Annotated in this window: 19 protein-coding genes and 3 pseudogenes; 7 read left to right on the top strand and 15 right to left on the bottom strand. The window is 70.3% G+C overall.

From position 1 onward, the window contains the following. A pseudogene (locus ACIBK0_RS49900) lies at positions 1-210 on the top strand (IS3 family transposase); the annotation flags it as partial. 259 nt (positions 211-469) lie between these two features. Here ACIBK0_RS49900 and ACIBK0_RS49895 read toward each other — a convergent pair. After that, on the bottom strand, positions 470-775 hold the full coding sequence (locus tag ACIBK0_RS49895; protein WP_399096556.1) for a hypothetical protein: 306 nt from the start codon (positions 773-775) through the stop codon (positions 470-472). A gap of 35 nt (positions 776-810) precedes the next feature. After that, the gene (locus tag ACIBK0_RS49890; protein ID WP_399096553.1) at positions 811-1,329 is read right to left on the bottom strand and encodes a hypothetical protein; all 519 of its coding nucleotides are present in this window, start codon (positions 1,327-1,329) and stop codon (positions 811-813) included. A 244-nt stretch (positions 1,330-1,573) separates the two neighbouring features. On the opposite strand from ACIBK0_RS49890, the gene ACIBK0_RS49885 reads away from it, so the two are divergent. Both ACIBK0_RS49885 and ACIBK0_RS49880 read left to right on the top strand, forming a co-directional pair. Next, entirely contained in the window at positions 1,574-1,921 is a 348-nt protein-coding gene (locus ACIBK0_RS49885; RefSeq protein WP_399096550.1) for a PP2C family protein-serine/threonine phosphatase, read from the top strand. Positions 1,922-1,936: 15 nt separating this feature from the next. Beyond that, a pseudogene (locus ACIBK0_RS49880) lies at positions 1,937-2,625 on the top strand (ATP-binding domain-containing protein); the annotation flags it as partial. A gap of 43 nt (positions 2,626-2,668) precedes the next feature. Here the strand turns inward: ACIBK0_RS49880 and ACIBK0_RS49875 are convergent. Further along, positions 2,669-3,310 (bottom strand): HD domain-containing protein, encoded by a 642-nt coding sequence (locus tag ACIBK0_RS49875; protein WP_399096548.1) that lies wholly within the window; start codon positions 3,308-3,310, stop codon positions 2,669-2,671. A gap of 177 nt (positions 3,311-3,487) precedes the next feature. Between ACIBK0_RS49875 and ACIBK0_RS49870 the strand changes: the two genes are divergently transcribed. Then, positions 3,488-4,606, top strand: coding sequence for a GlxA family transcriptional regulator (locus ACIBK0_RS49870; RefSeq protein WP_399096545.1), 1,119 nt, complete (start codon positions 3,488-3,490; stop codon positions 4,604-4,606). 41 nt (positions 4,607-4,647) lie between these two features. Continuing rightward, entirely contained in the window at positions 4,648-5,658 is a 1,011-nt protein-coding gene (locus ACIBK0_RS49865) for a GlxA family transcriptional regulator (RefSeq protein ID WP_399096542.1), read from the top strand. A gap of 571 nt (positions 5,659-6,229) precedes the next feature. On the opposite strand, the gene ACIBK0_RS49860 is transcribed toward ACIBK0_RS49865, so the two are convergent. The 11 genes and pseudogenes from ACIBK0_RS49860 to ACIBK0_RS49810 form a co-directional block, all read right to left on the bottom strand. Then, on the bottom strand, positions 6,230-6,655 hold the full coding sequence (locus ACIBK0_RS49860; protein ID WP_399096539.1) for an ATP-binding protein: 426 nt from the start codon (positions 6,653-6,655) through the stop codon (positions 6,230-6,232). A gap of 327 nt (positions 6,656-6,982) precedes the next feature. Continuing rightward, positions 6,983-7,807: an MIP/aquaporin family protein gene (locus tag ACIBK0_RS49855; RefSeq protein WP_399096536.1), complete on the bottom strand. Its 825-nt coding sequence runs from the start codon at positions 7,805-7,807 to the stop codon at positions 6,983-6,985. A gap of 194 nt (positions 7,808-8,001) precedes the next feature. Then, the gene (locus ACIBK0_RS49850; protein WP_399096532.1) at positions 8,002-8,556 is read right to left on the bottom strand and encodes a patatin-like phospholipase family protein; all 555 of its coding nucleotides are present in this window, start codon (positions 8,554-8,556) and stop codon (positions 8,002-8,004) included. A gap of 116 nt (positions 8,557-8,672) precedes the next feature. Next, positions 8,673-8,873, bottom strand: a pseudogene (locus tag ACIBK0_RS49845) (patatin-like phospholipase family protein); the annotation flags it as partial. Then, entirely contained in the window at positions 8,873-9,856 is a 984-nt protein-coding gene (locus tag ACIBK0_RS49840) for an alpha/beta hydrolase (protein ID WP_399096529.1), read from the bottom strand. The pseudogene ACIBK0_RS49845 and the gene ACIBK0_RS49840, both read right to left, overlap by 1 nt. A 296-nt stretch (positions 9,857-10,152) precedes the next feature. Then, positions 10,153-10,458, bottom strand: coding sequence for a histidine phosphatase family protein (locus tag ACIBK0_RS49835; RefSeq protein WP_399096558.1), 306 nt, complete (start codon positions 10,456-10,458; stop codon positions 10,153-10,155). 40 nt (positions 10,459-10,498) lie between these two features. After that, a complete protein-coding gene (locus tag ACIBK0_RS49830; RefSeq protein WP_399096526.1) occupies positions 10,499-10,831 on the bottom strand; it encodes a histidine phosphatase family protein in 333 nt (110 codons plus the stop codon). Positions 10,832-10,931: 100 nt separating this feature from the next. Next, positions 10,932-11,351: an OsmC family protein gene (locus ACIBK0_RS49825; RefSeq protein WP_399096523.1), complete on the bottom strand. Its 420-nt coding sequence runs from the start codon at positions 11,349-11,351 to the stop codon at positions 10,932-10,934. A gap of 1 nt (position 11,352) precedes the next feature. After that, positions 11,353-11,775 carry a universal stress protein gene (locus ACIBK0_RS49820; protein ID WP_399096520.1) on the bottom strand — a complete coding sequence of 141 codons (423 nt, stop codon included), beginning with the start codon at positions 11,773-11,775 and terminating at the stop codon, positions 11,353-11,355. Between the two features lie 27 nt (positions 11,776-11,802). Further along, entirely contained in the window at positions 11,803-13,062 is a 1,260-nt protein-coding gene (locus ACIBK0_RS49815) for a YbfB/YjiJ family MFS transporter (protein WP_399096517.1), read from the bottom strand. Positions 13,063-13,252: 190 nt separating this feature from the next. Beyond that, entirely contained in the window at positions 13,253-14,047 is a 795-nt protein-coding gene (locus ACIBK0_RS49810; RefSeq protein WP_399096514.1) for an aquaporin, read from the bottom strand. Between the two features lie 570 nt (positions 14,048-14,617). Here ACIBK0_RS49810 and ACIBK0_RS49805 point away from each other — a divergent pair. Both ACIBK0_RS49805 and ACIBK0_RS49800 read left to right on the top strand, forming a co-directional pair. After that, on the top strand, positions 14,618-16,459 hold the full coding sequence (locus ACIBK0_RS49805) for a glycoside hydrolase family 15 protein (RefSeq protein WP_399096511.1): 1,842 nt from the start codon (positions 14,618-14,620) through the stop codon (positions 16,457-16,459). 727 nt (positions 16,460-17,186) lie between these two features. After that, a complete protein-coding gene (locus ACIBK0_RS49800; protein WP_399096508.1) occupies positions 17,187-17,765 on the top strand; it encodes a peroxiredoxin family protein in 579 nt (192 codons plus the stop codon). A gap of 337 nt (positions 17,766-18,102) precedes the next feature. Here ACIBK0_RS49800 and ACIBK0_RS49795 read toward each other — a convergent pair whose 3' ends face one another. Further along, the gene (locus tag ACIBK0_RS49795; protein WP_399096505.1) at positions 18,103-18,720 is read right to left on the bottom strand and encodes a histidine phosphatase family protein; all 618 of its coding nucleotides are present in this window, start codon (positions 18,718-18,720) and stop codon (positions 18,103-18,105) included. Positions 18,721-18,876: the final 156 nt, after the last annotated feature.

Genomic DNA, 18,876 nt, shown 5'->3' with positions numbered 1-18,876 from the left:
ATCTACGGCTCACCGCGTGTGCACGCCGTGCTCAAGCGCGAGGGCGTCCACGTGGGGCGCAAGCGGGTCGAGCGGTTGATGCGCGAGGCCGAGATTGCGGGGGTCAGCCCGCGCCGGGGCGGCTTCACGCGCCGCGATCCCAAGGCCACACTCGCACCGGACCTGGTCGAGCGGGACTTCACCGCACAGGCGCCGAACCGGCTGTGGGTCACCGCCACCGCGCCGCCGGTAGGCGCCGACGGTCCCGACGCGGGTGCAACACCGCGATGCAACAACGGGGCGCGTTGCGGTTGCGGCCCTGACCTGGCGGAACTCTGGGCCCGGCTTTCCGGGGGCAGTGTTGCAGACCCGCGACAGCGCGATGGGCTCCGGCTGTGGCGCCCATGATCGATGTTACGACCGCCGCCTGACATGCTCCTTGTTCTGGAGTGGATCGCTGGGCCCTGGAGCGCGCGCCGCAGGCTGAGTTCTACCGTGTGACCTCTTCCGGTTCTGCGCTGGTCTCGTCCTCGATCAGCCCGTAGGGAGGCTGGTCCTCGTTGCGGCTGTAGCGGGCCACCACGTCGCCTTCCGCGAGGAGTGGCGGGCTGTTGTCGGCGATGATGAGCTGCGCTTTGGCGCCTCGGTCAGCGAGCCAGACAGAGAGGTGATGGTAGAAGTCGTCGATCGCGACGGCATCGGCGATCACAGCATCAAGGGTGCCGCCGCCGCGGCCGAGGTTCTTCTGCGGGCTGTCGATCATGAGGAAGCCTGGGTGCGCGGCGCCGGTCTCCACGGCGATCTCGAAGACGGCCAGCTGCCAGGCCAGGGTCAGCAGCGTGCGGGCGCCAGAGGACGCCTCCTGGTAGGGCTCCCCGCGGACGAACGGTGTGAGGTCGGGCTTGATGAAGGGCTGGCTGAGCTTGGGGTAGCGCCACTCACGCAGGAGGTCGCCGTAGCGCCTGCTGACCCGATGATCCGGTCGCGGTCGTACGTAGCGTCACCGAGCTGTGCGAGTTCCTCCTTCAAGCGGGCGATCTGCGCCTCGTGCCGCTCCACTGCGGCGGCGCGCTTGGCGAGTCCCTCCTGGAGTCTTGCGGTGCTTTCGGCCTGGTCGATGAGGCGGAGGACCTGCTCCCGCCGGCGGTGGAGGTCGTCGCGGGCGGCGAGGAATGGCGATACCGAGGGCGAAGTTGCCTCGTCCAGCGCGGCGGCAGCCTGCTCCTCAAGAATTGCCGCCTCTTCGGCCTGCAGTTTGAGCGCGGCCAGTGACTCGTCCAGGTCCTCGATGTAGTGGGTGATCTCTTTGAGGCGGGCCTTGGTCGACCGGATCTCGGCCGCGACATTCACGCGGTTGCCTCGGCCTGGCTGCCGGCGTCCGCGGCCCCCAGGGCCAGTGCCCCGTCAGCATCGGTCAGTTCGTGGCTGCACATGCTGCACTGCCCGCTCGCGGCGGTCGGGGGGGGCCAATATCTCGATGTCCTTGTCGCGGTCGCTCATCGGCAGCAGGCGCAGGAGCGCCAGGGTTGGTCGCAGCGAGATAGGCCAAGCGCAGTAGCACGACAGATCATGATGCCGCCGATGCCGTGCGCACGTGACCACATTGGGGGCGAGCGGCGAGGACGGCCAACGATCGGCGATCAAGACCGTGACCTGGGCGGATGAATTATCGGCACCCGCAATGCTGGTGAGCGACGGGTACCACGTCGACCTCGCCCCCTTCCGCCCCGGAGACCAGCTCCTTCTGTACACCGACGGGGTCACTGAGACCCGCGACCGCTCCGGCGCCTTCTACCCCTTCGCCGAACGCATCCGCTCATGGAGCGGCGAGGCGCCCCACCAGCTCCTCGACCATCTCCACCGCGACCTGATCGCCTACAGCGGCGGCGAGCTCCACGACGACATCGCTGCCCTCGTCGCCCGGCGGCGCCCGAGCCGCTGAGCCTGAGACGAGGCTCTGACCTTGCCTGAAACCGGTGGCTTGGGCGACGACCTTGCCCTCGGCGACGACGTCGGTCGTACGGTGGAAGCCAACCGCTGGCTGCACATCGCAGGCGCCCCCATTCGCCTCACCGGCACGCCGGCCGTACCCACCGAACTCGACCCCGTCGCCTGCCCCGACGCGGTCCTGTGCCGCACCAACGTCGGCGCCATGGCCCAGGTCATGACCCTCATGGCCGTCGGTTGCCAGGTGGCCCTGGCCGGGGGAGGAGACAGCCGGCGGGCCCTGGCCCTTGCGGCTCGAGACCTGAAGGAAGGACGCCGCACCCACCATCCCGAACTGATCCTTTTCCGCTCCTGGGGCGATCTGCAGGACTACGCGGCCCACGACCCGGCCGGACGCGACCTGCAGCCTCTGGTCAATCTCGTCGACACCCACGGCACCGACGCCATCCTCTCCGCGGTCGCCCAACTCGTCCCCGAGCCGCAGGCCCAGGTCACCGTCTCCACCGCCCACAAGGCCAAAGGACGCGAATGGCCCTGCGTGCTGATCGCCGATGACTTCGCATTGACGATGCGGAAGCCCGCCTCGCGTGCGTGGCCGTCACCCGCACCCGCCAGCGCCTGGACCTTGGTGGCCTGTTCTGGAGCCACGACCGCCCAGACGGCCGCCAGGACCAGCCAGCACTGCACGGTCGACCCTGATCTCCGCTCCCGTCGTGCCCGCCGGGCCGGTGCAGGCAGGAGCTCACTCGGGCCAGGCGGAGTTGAGGATGGTGTCGACGAAGTTGGGGCGGACGTAGCCGGGTACGTACCGCTCCAGCACATCGGCTTTGACGTTGCCGAAGGTGGTGGCGGGCCGGGGTGCGATGCCACGGGTGAACGCCTGCAGGATGTCCTTCTTGAAGCCGGGGCGGGGGTGGGCGGCCACTACCGCCGCGCGCTCCTCCTCGCTGATCTCCTCGTAGCCGATACCGAGGACGTCGACCTCCACGCCGGCGGTGACCAGCGCGATTTCCGGTGCCATCCGCCAGGGGATCTCGGGCGTGGTGTGCAGGGCGATCGCCTCCCACACCAGGCGGGCCCCCACGTCGGGCACCCCGCGCTCGAGCAGGAAGCGGCGTGCCGCATCCGCGCCGTCGAGTTCGAAGCGCTGGTCGTTGCGGGCGTAGGCATCGGTCAGGCCCAGATCGTGGAACAGGGCGCCGACGTAGAGCAGTTCCGGGTCGTAGGACATGCCGCGGTTGCGTCCTCGGACGGAGCCCCACAGGAACACCCGGCAGGAGTGGTGGAACACCACCGGATCCGCGGCAGCGCTGACCAGCGTGGTGGCCTCACGCACCAGGGCAGTGTCGGGGATCTCGATCCCGGCGATGACGGTTGCGGGCATGAGGGGTCCTCTCGTTGCCGTGCGGTCGTGCCCCCCACACTCCGTGGCTGACTGCCGGAGGCCCAGAGTCTGTCCGGCCGGGAATCCCACCGTTTCGGCCGCCGCCGGGGGCGATGGCCGGATGCGAGGGGGATTGGTCCTTGCTGCCCCCGGCGACCTAACCCGACCCTGGCAACCATGAGTACGTCGAACGGCCAGGCCGGCGCAGAAAGCCGCCTGCGCACGCACCCTGTCGTGATGGTTCTCTACGACGGGGTGCAGGCGCTGGATGTCACCGGGCCGTTGGATGTCCTGGCGGCTGCCAACGAACACGGGGGCCGCTACCGGGCCTTCACGGCCTCTCCCGGCGGAAAAGATGTCCGGACCACCTCCGGGTTGCGGCTTGCCGCCGATACGGCGCTTGAGGGGTGGTCCGGGCGGATCGGCACACTCCTCGTTCCCGGCCGCCCGGACTGGCACGTCGCCGTCGAAGACCACGGGCTCATCGAGCAGTTGACGCGGCTGGCTCACTCGGCCTTGCGTGTGGCCTCCGTGTGCGCGGGGGCCTTCCCGCTGGCGGCCACGGGCCTGCTCGACGGTCGCCGCGCGGCTACCCACTGGCGGCTGACCGAGGAGTTGGCAGCCCGATACCCCTCGGTGCACGTGGACCGTGACGCGATCTTCATACGAGACGGCCGCGTCATCACCTCAGCGGGAGTCACGGCAGGCATCGACCTGACGCTGTCCTTGGTGGAGGAGGACCTCGGGCCCGAGGCGGCGCGTGCCGCGGCGAAGGACCTGGTGGTCTTCATGGCCCGGCCGGGCGGGCAGTCCCAGTTCAGTGTCCGACTGCGTGCACGGTACTGCCGCAGCGCGACGGTGCGCACGGTGCTGGACGCCGTGACAGCCGCTCCCCACGCGGACCACAGCCTGGGCGCGCTTGCGGCACGGGCGGGCGTCAGCGTGCGCCACCTCACCCGGCTGATCCGCCAGGAGACCGGCACCACGGCGACCCGATTCGTCGAGCAGATCCGCCTGGAAGCGGCGCAAGGCATGCTCGAATCGGGCACCGACCCTTTGGACATGGTCGCCCGCAGGAGTGGATTCGGATCCGCGGAGACGCTCCGCCGCGCATTTCAACGCGAATTCGGAATTACCCCCGGCACCTACCGTGCGCGATTCCACAGCACGCAGCGGGACTGCCCCAGAGCGCCTTCCGACGCCGTCGGCGCAATGCGCCGGCCGTCCGGTGACACACTGCCCGGCGACCAGGTGGCAACCGCGATGCCCGGTGACGGGCCGGCAACAGGGTTCTGACCGCCTTGCCCCGCATATGGCGGTAGGCGGAGGATTTCCCCATGGACAGGCACAGCGGGCGAAGCCGGCCTCACCTGGTGGTGATGGCGCTGTTCGACTGCGTTCAGTTGCTGGACGTCACCGGGCCGCTGGAGGTTTTCGCCGCGGCCAACGACCAGGGCGCCTGCTATCGGTTGCTGACCGCCTCGCCCGGTGCGCGGGAGGTCCTCACCACGGCGGGCGCACGGCTCGCGGCGGACGTGGCCCTGGAGGAGGTCACAGGTACGGTCGGCACCCTGATCATCCCCGGCCGCTTCGACTGGCGGGCGGCGGTGTCCGACGCCTCCCTCATCACCGGGATCAGCCGCCTGGCCGGGCTCTCCCGCCGGGTGGCCTCGGTATGTGCCGGCGCGTTCCCGCTGGCGGCCACAGGACTGCTGGACGGACGCCGGGCGGCCACCCACTGGCGCCTGGCTGGCGAACTGGCCGAGAACTTCCCCCATGTCCAGGTCGATCCCGACTCCATCTTCGTGCGCGACGGCAGGTTCATCAGCTCCGCCGGGGTCACCTCCGGCATCGATCTCGCCCTGTCGCTGGTCGAAGAGGACTTCGGCCCCGAGGTGGCGCGTGCCGCGGCGAAGTACCTGGTGGTCTTCATGGCCCGGCCGGGCGGGCAGTCGCAGTTCAGCGTCCGCCAGGTTGCCCGGCAGCCCCGCCACCAGGTGGTGCGGCAGGTGCTGGACGCAGTGACCGCCAACCCCGCCGCCGACCACAGCCTGGAGACCGTGGCCAGCCGCGTCGGTGTGAGCGTGCGCCAGCTGACCCGGCTCTTTCGTGCCGAGGTCGGGATGACCGTGACCCGCTTCGTAGAGCAGATCCGCATCGAGGCCGCCCAAGGCCTGCTCGAGTCCGGCACCGACTCACTGGACCTGGTCGCCCGCCGCTCGGGCTTCGGCTCCGAAGAGACCCTCCGCCGCGCCTTCCGCCGCGAACTCGGCGTCACCCCCGGGACCTATCGGGCACGGTTCCGCACCACCCGCGTCGCCGAGCCGACCCAGGCAGCAGCCCACTGACCGACCCCCTGCAACACTGCCCGCTTATCCGACCGCAATTCGCTCCCAATAGGCCGAGGGCGCCTCTATCTGCTGGATCCAGAAATCAGCTGGGGCCGGGTGTTCCAAGGCCTCGAGCTCCGGCGGCCGGGGCGTTCGCCTGACACCGAAAGGGACTGGTGTGGGCGCGCAGAAGCGGCATGGGCCGACGTGGCGGCTCAACACCGCAGTCTCCCCGGTCGAGCAGAACGTGGGCAGGAGGAGGTCGCCCGGCCCGCGACCGTTTCCTCGGACGGCCCTTCGGTTCCGTCCCGATCCGGCCCCTCCGCCACGTGCGGAGCCGGCCACCACGGACCAGGCGACTCACCGCTCACGATTTTGTGCCGCCCTGTGCATGCCCTGCAGGAACGGCCAAGATCCTGAGCGGTTCACCTGGGCCAACCATGACCCGCGCCCCAGTCGTGCCAGGCGGTCGGGCCATCACGTCCACACATCGGGGTTACGCCACGCCTGCGGTAGATCTTGCCTCCGGGGTTTCCGGCTGTCGTCACACGCAGCACCGCGCCGACGCGCCATCCCTCCGGCTCGCGGGTCACCTCGATCGATTCGGCCAGCGCCCGGACGATAGCCAGACCGCGGCCGTGCTCGGCGAGTTCCGGCGGACCACAAGCCGCTGTGCCACCGAAGGAGCCCCGGAGTCCGTCACGCACATGTACAGCCGGTCTGTCTGCTGGACAAGGCGGATGGTCATCTCCGAATGGCCGTAGCGGACGGCATTGGCCGCCAGCTCACTGATGACCAGTGCGGCCGTGCTGCGGTCGTCCGCATTCAGGCCCCACAGGGTGAGCAGGCAGGTGGTCCAGTGACGGGCGAGGCTGACGCTGGCGGGTCCCGCAGGCAGCGCCACCAGGGCTGTTCGAGCCGGACTGGCAAGGGGCGGCCCCACCTTGCCTGGGGCGGCCGCGACCCGTACGGCCTGCTCGGGTGCGCGGTTGCGATCACTCGGAGTGGACACCATGGCAACCTCCGGGGGTGCCTGTCCGGCGGAGGATCCGTCGACACATTCGAGGCAACCACGCGCCCCGGCGTGGTCATGGCCCGGCCCGCAGCCACATTTCCCACGTATCGGGCCGTGTGCGCAGCCGGCCGACTCATAGCAGTTGCCGCCACACTGAGCAGGCGGGCGGCATGACTCCACGGCTCTGCAGGGACGCACATCCGCAGCTCAGTGGCCTGGATGCCGTGGGGTGTTGCTCGACCGGCAAGTAACTGAAACAAGCGGCACCGCAGGCCGCGGGGCTCCTCAGCACGGGCACACTGCTCACGGTCTGCCGTACGCCGCCCGTCAACGGACGCGGTTGCGGAGGGCGTCGTCACTCCCGCACAGCCGGTAGGTGCACGGTGTGCGGGCGCCCAGGCGGCGCTGGAACAGGCAGTGGGCCGCGGCTCCGAGGGACGCGCCGATCAACGGGGCGACCAGATAGACCCACAGCAGCGGAGTACCCCCGGAGAGCAGTGCGGGGCCCAGTTGGCGTGCCGGATTCGCCGAGCCTCCGCTCAGTCCCCCCAGCACGGTGATGATCAGGGCCGTCGCGACGCCGACGGCGTACGGCAGCCAGCGGCTGACAGCGGGGTGGGCCAGAAAGAATCCGACCATCAGGACCACCAGCACCAGGCAGCCGCCTTCCGCGAGCACAAGTGCGGCCGTATTCCACGCCGGGTTCGGGTGCACGGCGGCGTACCGCATCGATGACCGGGAGACCACCGAGCCCCAGCAAAGCCGCCCCAGCGAGGTGCCTGCCACCGAACCTGCGAGCTGCGCGGCGGCGTAGGCCGGCACGTAGCGCCCGGGGAAGGCACCCATCAGCCACAGCGCGACACTGATCGCGGGGTTCATGTGGGCCCCGGAGTTGCGCCCTGGCGGGGAGGTGATCAGCACCACGAGGACGATTCCGACCACCACCCCCACAGTGGCCGTCGCCGCCCGGGCGTTGTCCACGGCGACCGGTGAGTCCGGTGACGTCAGCCAGCGGGCGGCGGTGACAACGCAGTACAACAGGACGGACGTCAGCACGAACTCCCGGGCCGCATCGGGCAGCCCATACAGCGGGCGGCGGTTGGGACAGGCGGCAGAGGAGTCCGACATGCCGGTGGTCTCTTCCGGAAGCACTCTTCCGACGGTACGTCGCGTGGGTCCGCATGGGCATGGAGGCCGTCAGCGGCTTGTGGCCTCAGCCAGTCTGGGCCCCGCAGAGAACGCCTGTGTTTGTCTCGGGCCCGGTGGCGTTGCGCACGGCCCGCAGGACGCATCGAGTGAGGAGCTCGACTGGCCCGGGTGGAGACGCGCGCCACGGTGGCTGCGCATCATGGCTCGTGGGTCATCGGGCGGCAGGAGCAGGCCAGACCTTGCGTAGGGCGCTGATCAGCGCCCGTCCCTGCCGCTGGCCTGCGCGGGCGGATGCAGGCCGCCGCTCGGGATTCAGCGGATTGGGGCCGATCGCATCCAGCGCCGCGTCGTCGGGCGTGATGACCAGCACCTGGCTGTGTGCGCAGCAGCGATACCTCGGCCGTGAGTCCCTGGGAGGCCGGGTTGAGCCCCGGCCCGGTGTCGGGCGCGAGCACGACCACCACGTCGTGGCGCTGGGCGAGATCGGCATTGGTCGCGGACCGGACGCTGCCGTCGATGTAGCGCCGCCCTGCGACGGTGGCGGGCGGCCACACGCCGGGCACGGCGCAACTGGCCGCGACGGCGGAGGCCAGCGGGATGCCCGAGGTGCGGTCCCACAGGGTGTAATCCCCCGTCCGTGCATCCACCGCCGTGATGAGCAGCCGGCGGGCGGGCCAGGTGCGCACTGGCAGCCGTGCCTGGATGGTGTGCATCCGCTCGGCCTCCGAGATGGTAGGCGCCGCCAGGGCCATGGCACCCAGCCGGGCCCGGATCTCCCGCTCGTCTTGGGCCCCTCTATCAGCGTGGTGAAGGCCGCCGCCGCGCCTTGTGGGTCGAAGTCGGCCTTCACCTCCCGCGAGGTGCCGGCGGGCCTGAGCTGCTCGGCGACGAGCCGGTGAAGGCCGACGCCGCTGGTGGCCTGGACCGCCACGACCGATCCAGCCGACGTGCCGACCACCAGGTCGGCCGCCGAAAGGTCAACCCCTGCCTCCTGCAACGCCTGGAGCACCCCCAGTTCCCAGGCAATACCGGTCACGCCGCCTCCGCCGAGCACCAGGGCCGTGGACATCAGCAGCCCGTGCGGCGGCCGGCGAAGGCCTGGCGCAGCACCTGGCCGGCCTGGTCGATCGCTGCCTGGGTGAGGGGACTGGCCGCCAGCGGATCCTGCGCGGTGAAGGAATGGATCGCCCCCAGGTAGCGGACCGCCACCACGGGTACGCCTGCCTCCATGAGCTTGCGAGCGTATGCCTCGCCCTCGTCGCGCAGCACGTCCGCCTCGGCCGTGATCACCAGGGCCGGCGGCAGTCCGGCCAGTTCCTCCGTCGTGGCCCGCAGCGGTGCGGCAGTCGGTTCCGTGCGCACCGAGCGGTCGGGGGCGTAGTGGTTCCAGAACCACTCCATCTGCGAGCGGGTGAGGAAGAAGCCGTCCGCGAACTGCTCGTAGGACGGCGTGTCGAAGCCGGCGTCCAGCGACGGGTAGAACAGCACCTGCTGCAGCAGCCGGGGGCCGCCGCGGTGCTTGGCCAGCAGGGCGGTGGCGGTGGCCAGGTTGCCGCCCGCGCTGTCACCGGCGACCGCCAGTCGAGCCGCGTCCAGGCCCAGCTCCAGCCCGTGCTCGGCGATCCAGGCGGTGGCCGCGTAGGCCTCTTCGAGCGCGACGGGATAGCGGACCTCCGGCGAGCGGGTGTACTCCACGAACACCACGGCGGCGCCGCTGGCGTGGGCCAGGTCGCGGGTCTTGCGATCGTAGGCGATCCGGTCGCCCAGCACCCAGCCGCCGCCGTGGAAGTACATCACCGCCGGCAGGGTGCCCGATGAGGGCTGCGGCCGTACGATCCGCACCAAAACCTCGCCGCCCGGCTCGATGGGCAGATGCTGCTCCTCGATGTGGACGGGCCTGAGCACCGCCTGGGCGGCGCGCTGGCCCGCCAGGGCCCCGGCCCGGGCCTCCTGGGGCGACTGGCTTTCCAGCGGTGGCGCATCGGCCGCGGTCAGTGCCGTCAGGAAACGTTCGGCATACGGGTCGAGGCGTACGGGCGCGATGGTGTCCAACGATTCCTCCCATGGGTGACGGTGTGTGAGGGACGATGCATCGCACCGGCGACGGCGCGAGCGTCCGACGGCGCTGTCTGAGGTGGGATTCCCCCTACCGGCGGCACAGCAGATCCCGGGTGACCTCAGCCGGGTCTGTGTCTGGGCCTTCGTCGGTCCCCGCACCCAGCCCAGCCGGCGAGCGCATCGGCGACCGGCATCCCGGCGATGCGGCGGCGCCGCCAGGTGCGGGGCGGCCGGTCACGGGATCGTCCACGGTGCTCCTTTGAGTGGAGGGATAAGGGCGCCCGGGTGGGCTATCCGCGGACCGAGCGATCACTCCGGTCGAGTGCGACGGGGTGCTCGGCCTCGGTGGGCGACCCGGCCCGGCGGGGGGTGTCGACGGCGCCGGTCCCGTGCCGCTGCCGGTGGGCGCCGCGGACAGGGGGAGTGGATGGGTGTCGCAGGCTGGGCTGTCCGTCGTACTGGGGCAGGCGCCCGATGGAGGCGGTGCGCAGCGCCAGGTCCACCCCCGCTGCGGCGGAGAGGCCGAGCCAACGGGCGGTCATCAGCCGGATCAGGGTGCCGTGCGAGATGAGGACGACGGGTCTGCCACTGGCCAGGAGTCGGCGGGCGCAGTCGAGCGCACAACCGCCCGAGCGGTCACTTCCGGAGGCGTTCGCCCGTGCACACCTCCGCCTGGAGGGCGTCGTCCCAGACGTCGTGGTGGCACGGTCCGCTCCGACAGCGGTCGTCCACGGTGTGGCCGTCGGGGAGCCGATAACTCCACTCCCGCAGGTCGGGGCTGATGTCCACGTCCAGGCCCGCCAGCTGCGCGGTGCGGCGGGCACGCAGCGCTGGGCTGCACAGCACCTGGGCGTCTCGGCAGATACGGCAGCAGCAACGCAGCCTCCCGCTCGCCCGCGGAGGGTCGGGATCGTCCTGCCTGGTGTAGAACCGGCGTGAGCGGTTCCAGTCCGTCTCTGCGTGTCTCACGAGGATGATCTGCTGCTGGAGCATCTGCCGCCATGCCTTTCCGTGCGGCCCGGGCGCAGCCGGTCCCGGAGGGCTGGCTGCGCCCAGGCCGCACTACTTGCTAGTGGTTGCCGTCGTCCGCCTCGACGGCGGTGTGCTCGATCAGCACCGTGGTGATGGACACCGGTGCGCTGAGCAGCCGGTGGACGGGGCAGCGTCCGGCCACGGCCATGAGCCTGCGCCGCTGCTCATCGTCCAGGTCTCCGTCCAGGGAGATCTCCCGGATGACGGCCGGTTCGCGTCCCTGTTCCAACCGCAGCCGGACCTGCACGTCGCGCAGTTTCCAGGCGTGGCGGTCGGCGTACACCCTCAAGGTCGCCGAGGTGCAGGCGCCCAGACCGGCGAGTACCAGCTCGAACGGGTCCGGGCCTGTGTCTTCGCCGACCGGGGCGCGTTCGTCGGCGACCAGGCGGTGGGGCCCGACGGCGATCAACCGGGCGATGCCGCCGCGCTCGGTGATCTGCACCTTGCGGCCGGACACCTCAGCCCTCCCCGGGAGCCAGGAGCACAGCGATCCTGCTCTTGTGGGCGATGGCGTCGCTGACGCTGGGGGAGAACCAGGCGGCGAGACGGGTCCGGTGGTGCGGGCTGACGACGATCAGGTCAGCGTCGAAGCCCTCGGCGGCCTCTTGCACGGCTGCCGCCACATCGGACACCAGGCCATCCAGCAGTTCGCCGTCCGCCTGGATGCCAGCCTGTCGCAGGGTCGCGACGGCCGAGTCCAGGACCCGGTGGGCGGTGGAGTCATCCTCTAGGCCGACGACGGTGTCATACACCACCTCGGAGGGATCGATGTGCAGCACACGGACCTTCGCGCCGGTCAGCAAGGCCAGCTCGACGGTGGTGTGGAGGGCGCTTTGTACGGCTGGAGTGCCGTCGACGGCAACCAGGATGCGGTGGAACATGGCGGAGATCTCCTGAATGCGTTGGGGTCAGCGCTCGGCGGCGCTTGGGGCGGAGGGGGTGGCCACCGGCGCTTCCTGGTGCCGGTGCTCGACGGTCCGCTCGCGCTGGATGAGGGCGACGGCGGCGGAGACGGCGAGGAGCACAACGGACAGCCACAGGCCCTTGGCGATGCCCCCGGACGAATCGGAGAGCAGGCCGGAGACCAGGGGCCCGACCGCCTGGCCGACGCTGAAGGCCACCGTCAGCAGGGCGATCCCGGAGGTCCAGGCGTGCGCGGGGAGCATCCGGCGGGCCAGGACGGTCACGGCGGTGGGCCCGGCCATGAACGAGCCGCCGAAGATGATCGCCGAGGCGATCGCGGCGCCCATCCCGTGCCACAGCAGGACGGGCAGGACACCGATCAGCACAACGGCCGAGACCAGCGCGGGGGCCGCACCCCCGCGCAGCCGGCCGATCATCCGGCCCCACACCAGCAGCGTCGCTGCCGCGGAGACCACGCCCAGCACGATGAAGAACGTGGCCGTGCCCCAGACCTTCATGCCCTGGCTGTGCAGCAGGGCGATGACAAAGGTCATGTAGGACACGTAGCCGGCGCCGAACAGTACGTACCAGACAAAGATGGGCGTCATCGACCTGAAGGTGACGCTGCCGCCGTGGGTGGCGCCACCTGCGGCCTGCTTGGGTACCTGGCGCGCAGCCCAGGCGGCGGGGCCGATAGCGAGCACCGCGAGCAGACCCATCAGCAGCCACCCGGCCTGCCAGCCCGCCACGCCCCAGGCGGTGAGGGCCGCAGGGACCACCACGCCGGAGAGCACCACCCCGATGCCGACGCCGGCCATATACATGGCGACCAGCGCGGCCGAGCGGGCCTGATGCCCGCCACTGTGGACGCGGGAGGCGAGCGCCGATCCGACCACGAAGGTCACCGCAGTGCTCAGCCCGCCGATGAACCGCAGGACGGCAAGCCCGGCGAAGTTGCCGGTCGCCCCGGAGGCCAGCAGGGCGAGCGCACTGATGGCGATGCCCCACACGAACGCTGCCCGGGCGCCGAACCGGCGCGACCACCAGGCCGCGGTAGCGGCTCCAATGATGTAGCCCAGTGCGTTGGCGGTGTTCATACCGCCGGCCGCCGCGTAGCTCCAGTGCAGCTTCTCGCGCATGGCCGGCAGTAGCAGCGCGTAGGCGAAACGGGTGAAGCCCAGCGCCACCACCGGGCCCGCCGCCAGCCCCAGCGCAACGAGAAACTCCGGCCGCTGCTTGGCGGCGAGAGACGGTGAGGTGGTCATCGCACACGCTCCCAGGCAGTCGAGTCGATCATGAGAGGGCCTTTCTCGAACGATCCGGATGGAGGATCACGGGCGCTTGATCAGCGCCTTCACGGGGATCAACCCGTGCTGCCTGCGCTGCCATGGCCAGCCGCCGGGCCCAAGAGCCCACGGATCGGGCCACCGGGAAGCGCCGCGGGGCGGGCGGCAGTCACTGCGCCGCCGAACCCGTCACGGCAGTGCGCGGCACAAAGGCCTGCTCATACTGAGCAGGCAGTGGGGGCGCTTGTGGCAGGCGCCTGCGCACCAGGCCGAAGAGCCCAGCTCCCACGAGCGGGGCAATCAGGTATATCCACAGCCACGTGATGTCATGGGAGAACAGCTCCGGCCCGAACTGCCGGGCCGGATTGAAGCTTCCGCCGGTCCACCTGCCGACCAGCAAGATCAGTGCGGCGATTACCGAGCCGACGGCCGCCGGCAGCAGAAAGGCCAGGCGGGGCCGAGCTGCCACGAAGGTCACCGCGGCGAGCATCAGGGCGGTCGCCGCAGCCTCGGATATGAACACCACAGTCCACGGGATTCCTTCGGACGCCCGGATGGTGGCGAAGCCGACGGCAGGATCCGCCGTCTGCTCGCCCCACAACAACCGGCCGGCCGCCACACCTGAGACCGAACCGGCCAGTTGGGCCGCGGCGTACGCCACGGCATCCCGCCCGGGCAGGGCGCCCATGAGCCAAAACGCCAAAGAGACGGCCGGGTTCATGTGCCCGCCGGAACGCCGCCCGAAGGGCGAGACGATCAGCAGGCCGACAGTGGTGCCGCTGACCACGGTGTCCACCGCGAGCTGGCCCTCCTCCGAGGGAACCGCGCGTGCCAGAGGACTCCCGGCACCGAACAGGCCACGGAACATCGTGACCATCACGAGCAGCAGGATTGCGGTAGCGGCGAATTCACTCAGCCACTCACGCCAGTGCGGGCTGCGGCCACGCGGGCCGTCGGTACTCACAACATCCTCCTGAGCGCTGATACCTCGCCGACTTGCGACCACGCGGCGGCCGACCCACCACGCGCCGGGCTAGCCAGCGCCCACGATCCGGTGTCGCATGGCACGCCCCTGGCGCGGACGCTGCGATCCCGAGCGGTTCACCTGCGTCAACCGGCGCCCATGGCAGTGCCATGGCCGGTGACACGGCCATGAAGTCCACGGATCCGGCCGCGGGCCCCAACCTGCGGCGCACGGCCCGCTGTCGCCTGGTGCCGCGGCTGGAGCCGATCGGCAGGCGCACCCGCTTCCGTGATCGCAGCCGGTCAGCCGGGCGCCGTTTGCCTGCATGCCCGTCTGGGCGCTTGCACCTCGGCCTAAGACGCAGACCTAACTGAAGGTCACCCGGGATTCCCTCTCCGCCGGCAGGGGGAATCCCGGCGCACGGAGCGCCGCCGGACCGGCGTGGTACCGGCAGTGGGATGCAATGTCCTCACACACCGTCACTCAATGGATTGGGTGTCCGTGGGTCTGGTACGGACTAGCCTGAAGGGGCGGGCGCTGTGTCGGCCGCTGGCGGAAGGAGTCGTCGCCATGCGCCGCTACCCTCCGATCGCAGACCACGGACTCGTCGGTGACCTGCAAACCGCCGCCCTGGTGACCTCCGACGGAGTCGTGGACTGGTGGTGCACTCCGCGGTTCGACTCGCCCAGCGTCTTCGCCGCGCTGCTCGACCACGACCGCGGCGGCTTCTTCGAGATCACCGCAGCGGAGCGGGACTACACCCGATGCCAGCTCTACCTTCCGGACACCGCGATCCTGGTGACCCGCTTCCTCACTCAGCAGGGTGTCGCGGAGCTGCTGGATTTCATGCCGGTGCAGCGGCCGCAGCTGGCGACTGACCGGCATCGGCTGGTCCGTATCGTGCGGGTGGTTCGCGGGGTGGTCCGCTTCTCACTCCGCTGCTGTCCGCGGTTCGACTACGGGTGTCTTGCTCCACGCACGGTCGTCGAAGGCGGTACGGCGCAGTTCCACGGGCCCGGAACGGACCTGCATCTTCAGGTCACGGAGCGCTTCGTGCTGCGCCAGGACGGCTGCGGCGTACGGGCCGACGCCACCTTGCGGGCCGGGGAGTCGGCCGTGGGGGTGCTCACAGCCTGCGACTGCTCTGACCCGTCGCTGGAGCCGGTCACCGTCGAGGGTGCCTTTGAGCAGCTCGCGGAGACTTCGGCCTTCTGGCACGGGTGGCTGCGGGCCTGCGGTCACCAAGGGCGGCGCCAGGCGGTCGTCAACCGCTCGGCGATCACCCTCAAGCTGCTGACCTACGCGCCGACGGGGGCGATGGTGGCGGCGCCCACGATGGGATTGCCGGAACAGATCGGTGGCGAGCGCAACTGGGACTATCGCTACACCTGGATCCGCGACTCTGCGCTGTCGGTGGGTGCACTGCTCGACCTGGGGTTCGTGGACGAGGCGGACGCGTTCCGCCGCTGGCTCAGCGACCGCATCGCCGAGGGAAAGACGCCTTTCGGCGAGCCTCTCCAGGTGGTGTACCGGGTGGACGGCAACCCGGACCTGCCCGAGCGCTTCCTGGACCACCTGGAGGGCTATCGGGGATCGCGGCCGGTGCGCCTCGGCAACGGTGCGGCAGACCAGCTGCAGCTGGACATCTACGGGGAGGTCGTAGATGCCATAGCCCGCTCCCACGGTCTGGTCGGACTGGGCACCTACGAGGGCTGGTGCAGCCTCTCCGGATTGCTCGACTGGCTGGTGGATGCCTGGGACCGCCCCGACGAGGGCATTTGGGAGACCCGGGGAGGACGCCGGGATTTCACCTTCAGCCGGATCATGAGCTGGGTCGCCTTCGACCGGGGTATCCGGCTCGCCATGGAGTTCGCCCGCCCCGCCGAACTTGCCCGTTGGACAGCGGCCCGCGACAGCATCCTCGGTCAGGTGATGCAGCACGGCTGGAGCCCGTCCCGTCAGGCATTCGTGCAGCACTACGGCAACGACGTGCTCGACGCCTCGCTTCTGCTGATGCCCATGGTCCGCTTCCTCTCACCCGAGGACCCGCAGTGGCTGAGCACGCTGGATGCCATCCAACGAGACCTGGTCTCCGACTGCCTGGTCTACCGGTACGACCCCGAGGTCTCGCCCGACGGGCTGTGCGGCGCAGAGGGGACCTTCAACCTCTGCAGCTTCTTGTACGTGGCGGCCCTCGCCCGCAGCGGACGCCTTGACGCGGCGCAGTACGCCTTCGACAAGATGCTCCTCTACTCCAACCCCGTAGGCCTGTACGCCGAGGAGATCGGGCTGACGGGGGAGCAGCTTGGCAACTTTCCCCAGGCGTTCACCCATGTGGCGCTGGTCAGTGCGGCGAATGCACTGGGTGAGGCACTGGACCGGGCCACCCAGTTGGGGCGTCGCTGGCGCTGATTCGGTGGCCGCAGTGACGTCGGCCTGGCCGAAGGCGCCGTCGGCGGACTCCCGGCGCCGATCAGCCACTGGGGCGCTGTGGCTGTATCACCAGCAGCGGGACCGCCGGCGTGGCCAACTCGCCCCGCCACTCACCCGCGTGTCAGCGGTGACCGCGCCAGCCTTTCGCGACCAACAGATTCTTCTGAGCGTCGGCACGGGAGCACCTCGTGCGGCCTTCAGCCGTCTCCTCGGACGGCTCTCCGATACTGGCCGGGGCTGGCCCGCCTCGCCCGCATGCGCGGGGCCGACCGCCGCGGGAGCCGCCTGCCATGATCCAGCGCGGCCTTGCACATCGCGTGCAGGGACGGCCCGATCCCGGGCGGTTCACGTGACGCCGCACCCACCTCACGACCGATGCTCGCAAAGATGATGTCAAGCTTGTCGCCGCCCTCCGCGCCACCTTCAGCCCAGCCGCGTCAGGCATCTGGCCCGGCACAGCAGCAGCGTGCCGAGTCTCGCCGCGGCCGAACCCCTCGTGGCGGTTGGGCCGGGTGCGGGCAGCAGCGTGAAAGTTCCCACTCGGACGGAGCAGCCTGGGCACGCGTGCCCCCGCGACCCCGCGTGCGAGCCTATGGTGCTGCCGTGCCGGAGCGAGGCGAGACGGCTGTGGTCGGGGACTGATCGAAGAGACGGGAACTGTCGTCGGCGCCTGCGCGTGTTGCGGGAACGAGTGCGGAGGCATGAGATGCGCGCGGACCTCACCGCCGGGGCGACGTTTCCGGACTTCCGGCTTCCGGATCACACAGGTCGGCCGACGAGCCTGTCCGAGATCCAGGGGGACGACCCGATGGTCATCGTGTTGGCCCGGGAAGCGTATTCGGCCAAGGACCAGCGCCAACACGAGGGTCTCGCACAACTGTGGCGAGAGATGAAGCCCGGCGTCGGCTACTGCAAGCTGGTGACCATCACCACGAGCGGTCTGCAGGAGACGTACGACTACCGTTCGGGAGTTGCTGCGGAATGGCCGTTCCTTTCGGATCCGGGGCGCGTGGTCCAGCGGGAGCTCGACATCGCCGAGTACACCGACCCGGAACATGATCAGATGGTTCCCCATACGGTGGTGTGCGAGCCGGGACTGAAGATCTACAAGGTGTACAACGGGTATTGGTTCTTCGGGCGGCCCACGGTCGAGGAGCTCAGGCAGGACCTCCGGGTGGTGCTCCGCCGGTGCCGCTGGGACTGGGATCTGTCCGATCCCCAGGTCCGCGCCGCCTGGCAGCGCGGGGAGAAGAGCCGGTTCTTCCCGCCGGACGTGGAGGATTGATTCTGCGGGCCGTCCGGTTATCTGGTCGCCTGCGCACGTCCCGCCACGTTGATGAGGAATTCGCCGCTGGCGCACCGCGTGAGCTCGTGCCCGCTCCGGGGTCCCCCTGGACTCCACGTGGATGGCCTGCGCGGCCAGTTGCCGTGGTCGTCCCAGGCCGTCGGCCGCGCCGTTGCCGAGGGTGGTCTGGTGGTGCCGGGGGCGGCTCATCCGTGGGCCGCTCGATCGGTGCCGCCGGGTGCTGTGCCGGGACGGTGGGTGCCGTCACCCCCCACGGCCTGGACCGACCCTGCCGGCGGGGGCTGTCCCACGCCGTTGGCAGGGAACCGGGCCGCGCTCACCGAGCGCTCAGTGAGAGGGTGTCGAAGGTCGGGCTGAAGTTCCACCCCAGGAGGCTGGGCCGTCCGTCGTAGTCCCCGAGACGGCCCACGGACGCGGTGCGCAGGGCCAGGTACGCCGCCACGGTGGTAGGCAGGCCGACCCACCTGGCCGCAAGAATCCGAATGAAGTTGCCGTGGGAGATGAGGACCACGTCGCGGCCGCTGTGCAGCGTGCGACGGGCGTGGGCCAGGACGCGGTCGGCCCGCGCGGTCACCTCCGGCACACACTCGGCTGCACAGTCTTTGAACCGGACGGCGTCGTTCCAGACGTCATGGTGGCACGGTGCGGTTGCGCAGCCGTCGTCCATGGTGCGGCCTTCGGGGAGCTGGTAGTTCCACTCCCGCAGATCCGCGCTGATCTCGACCTCCAGCCCTGCCAGCGCAGCCGTGCTGCGGGCACGCAGAGTGGGGCTGCACAGCACCTGAGCATGACGACAGGTCGCCAGATGCGGACGGAGCAATGCTGCCTCGCGCTCACCCGCGGAGGTGAGGCCGGGGTCGTCGTGCCCGGTGTAGTAGCGCCGCTGCCGATTCCAAGCGGTCTCCGCATGCCGGACGAGAATGATCTGATGCATGTGCAAGCTCCTTTTCGGCGGCCCCGAAAGTCGGCAGGCTCTCGGAGATCGTCTGAGCGTTTAAGGAGTCCTTGCAGAATGATCTCGCTGTGGCACGGTGGAGGTGTATGTGTTCCCGTGTTTGTGGGGTGTGACCATGGCGCGGCGGAAGCCGTG

It is taken from the genome of Streptomyces sp. NPDC050564, assembly GCF_044457265.1.
Taxonomy (GTDB): Bacteria; Actinomycetota; Actinomycetes; order Streptomycetales; family Streptomycetaceae; genus Streptomyces.
Note: the sequence above shows the minus strand (reverse complement) of the source record. Positions and strands in the feature narration are given on the sequence as shown.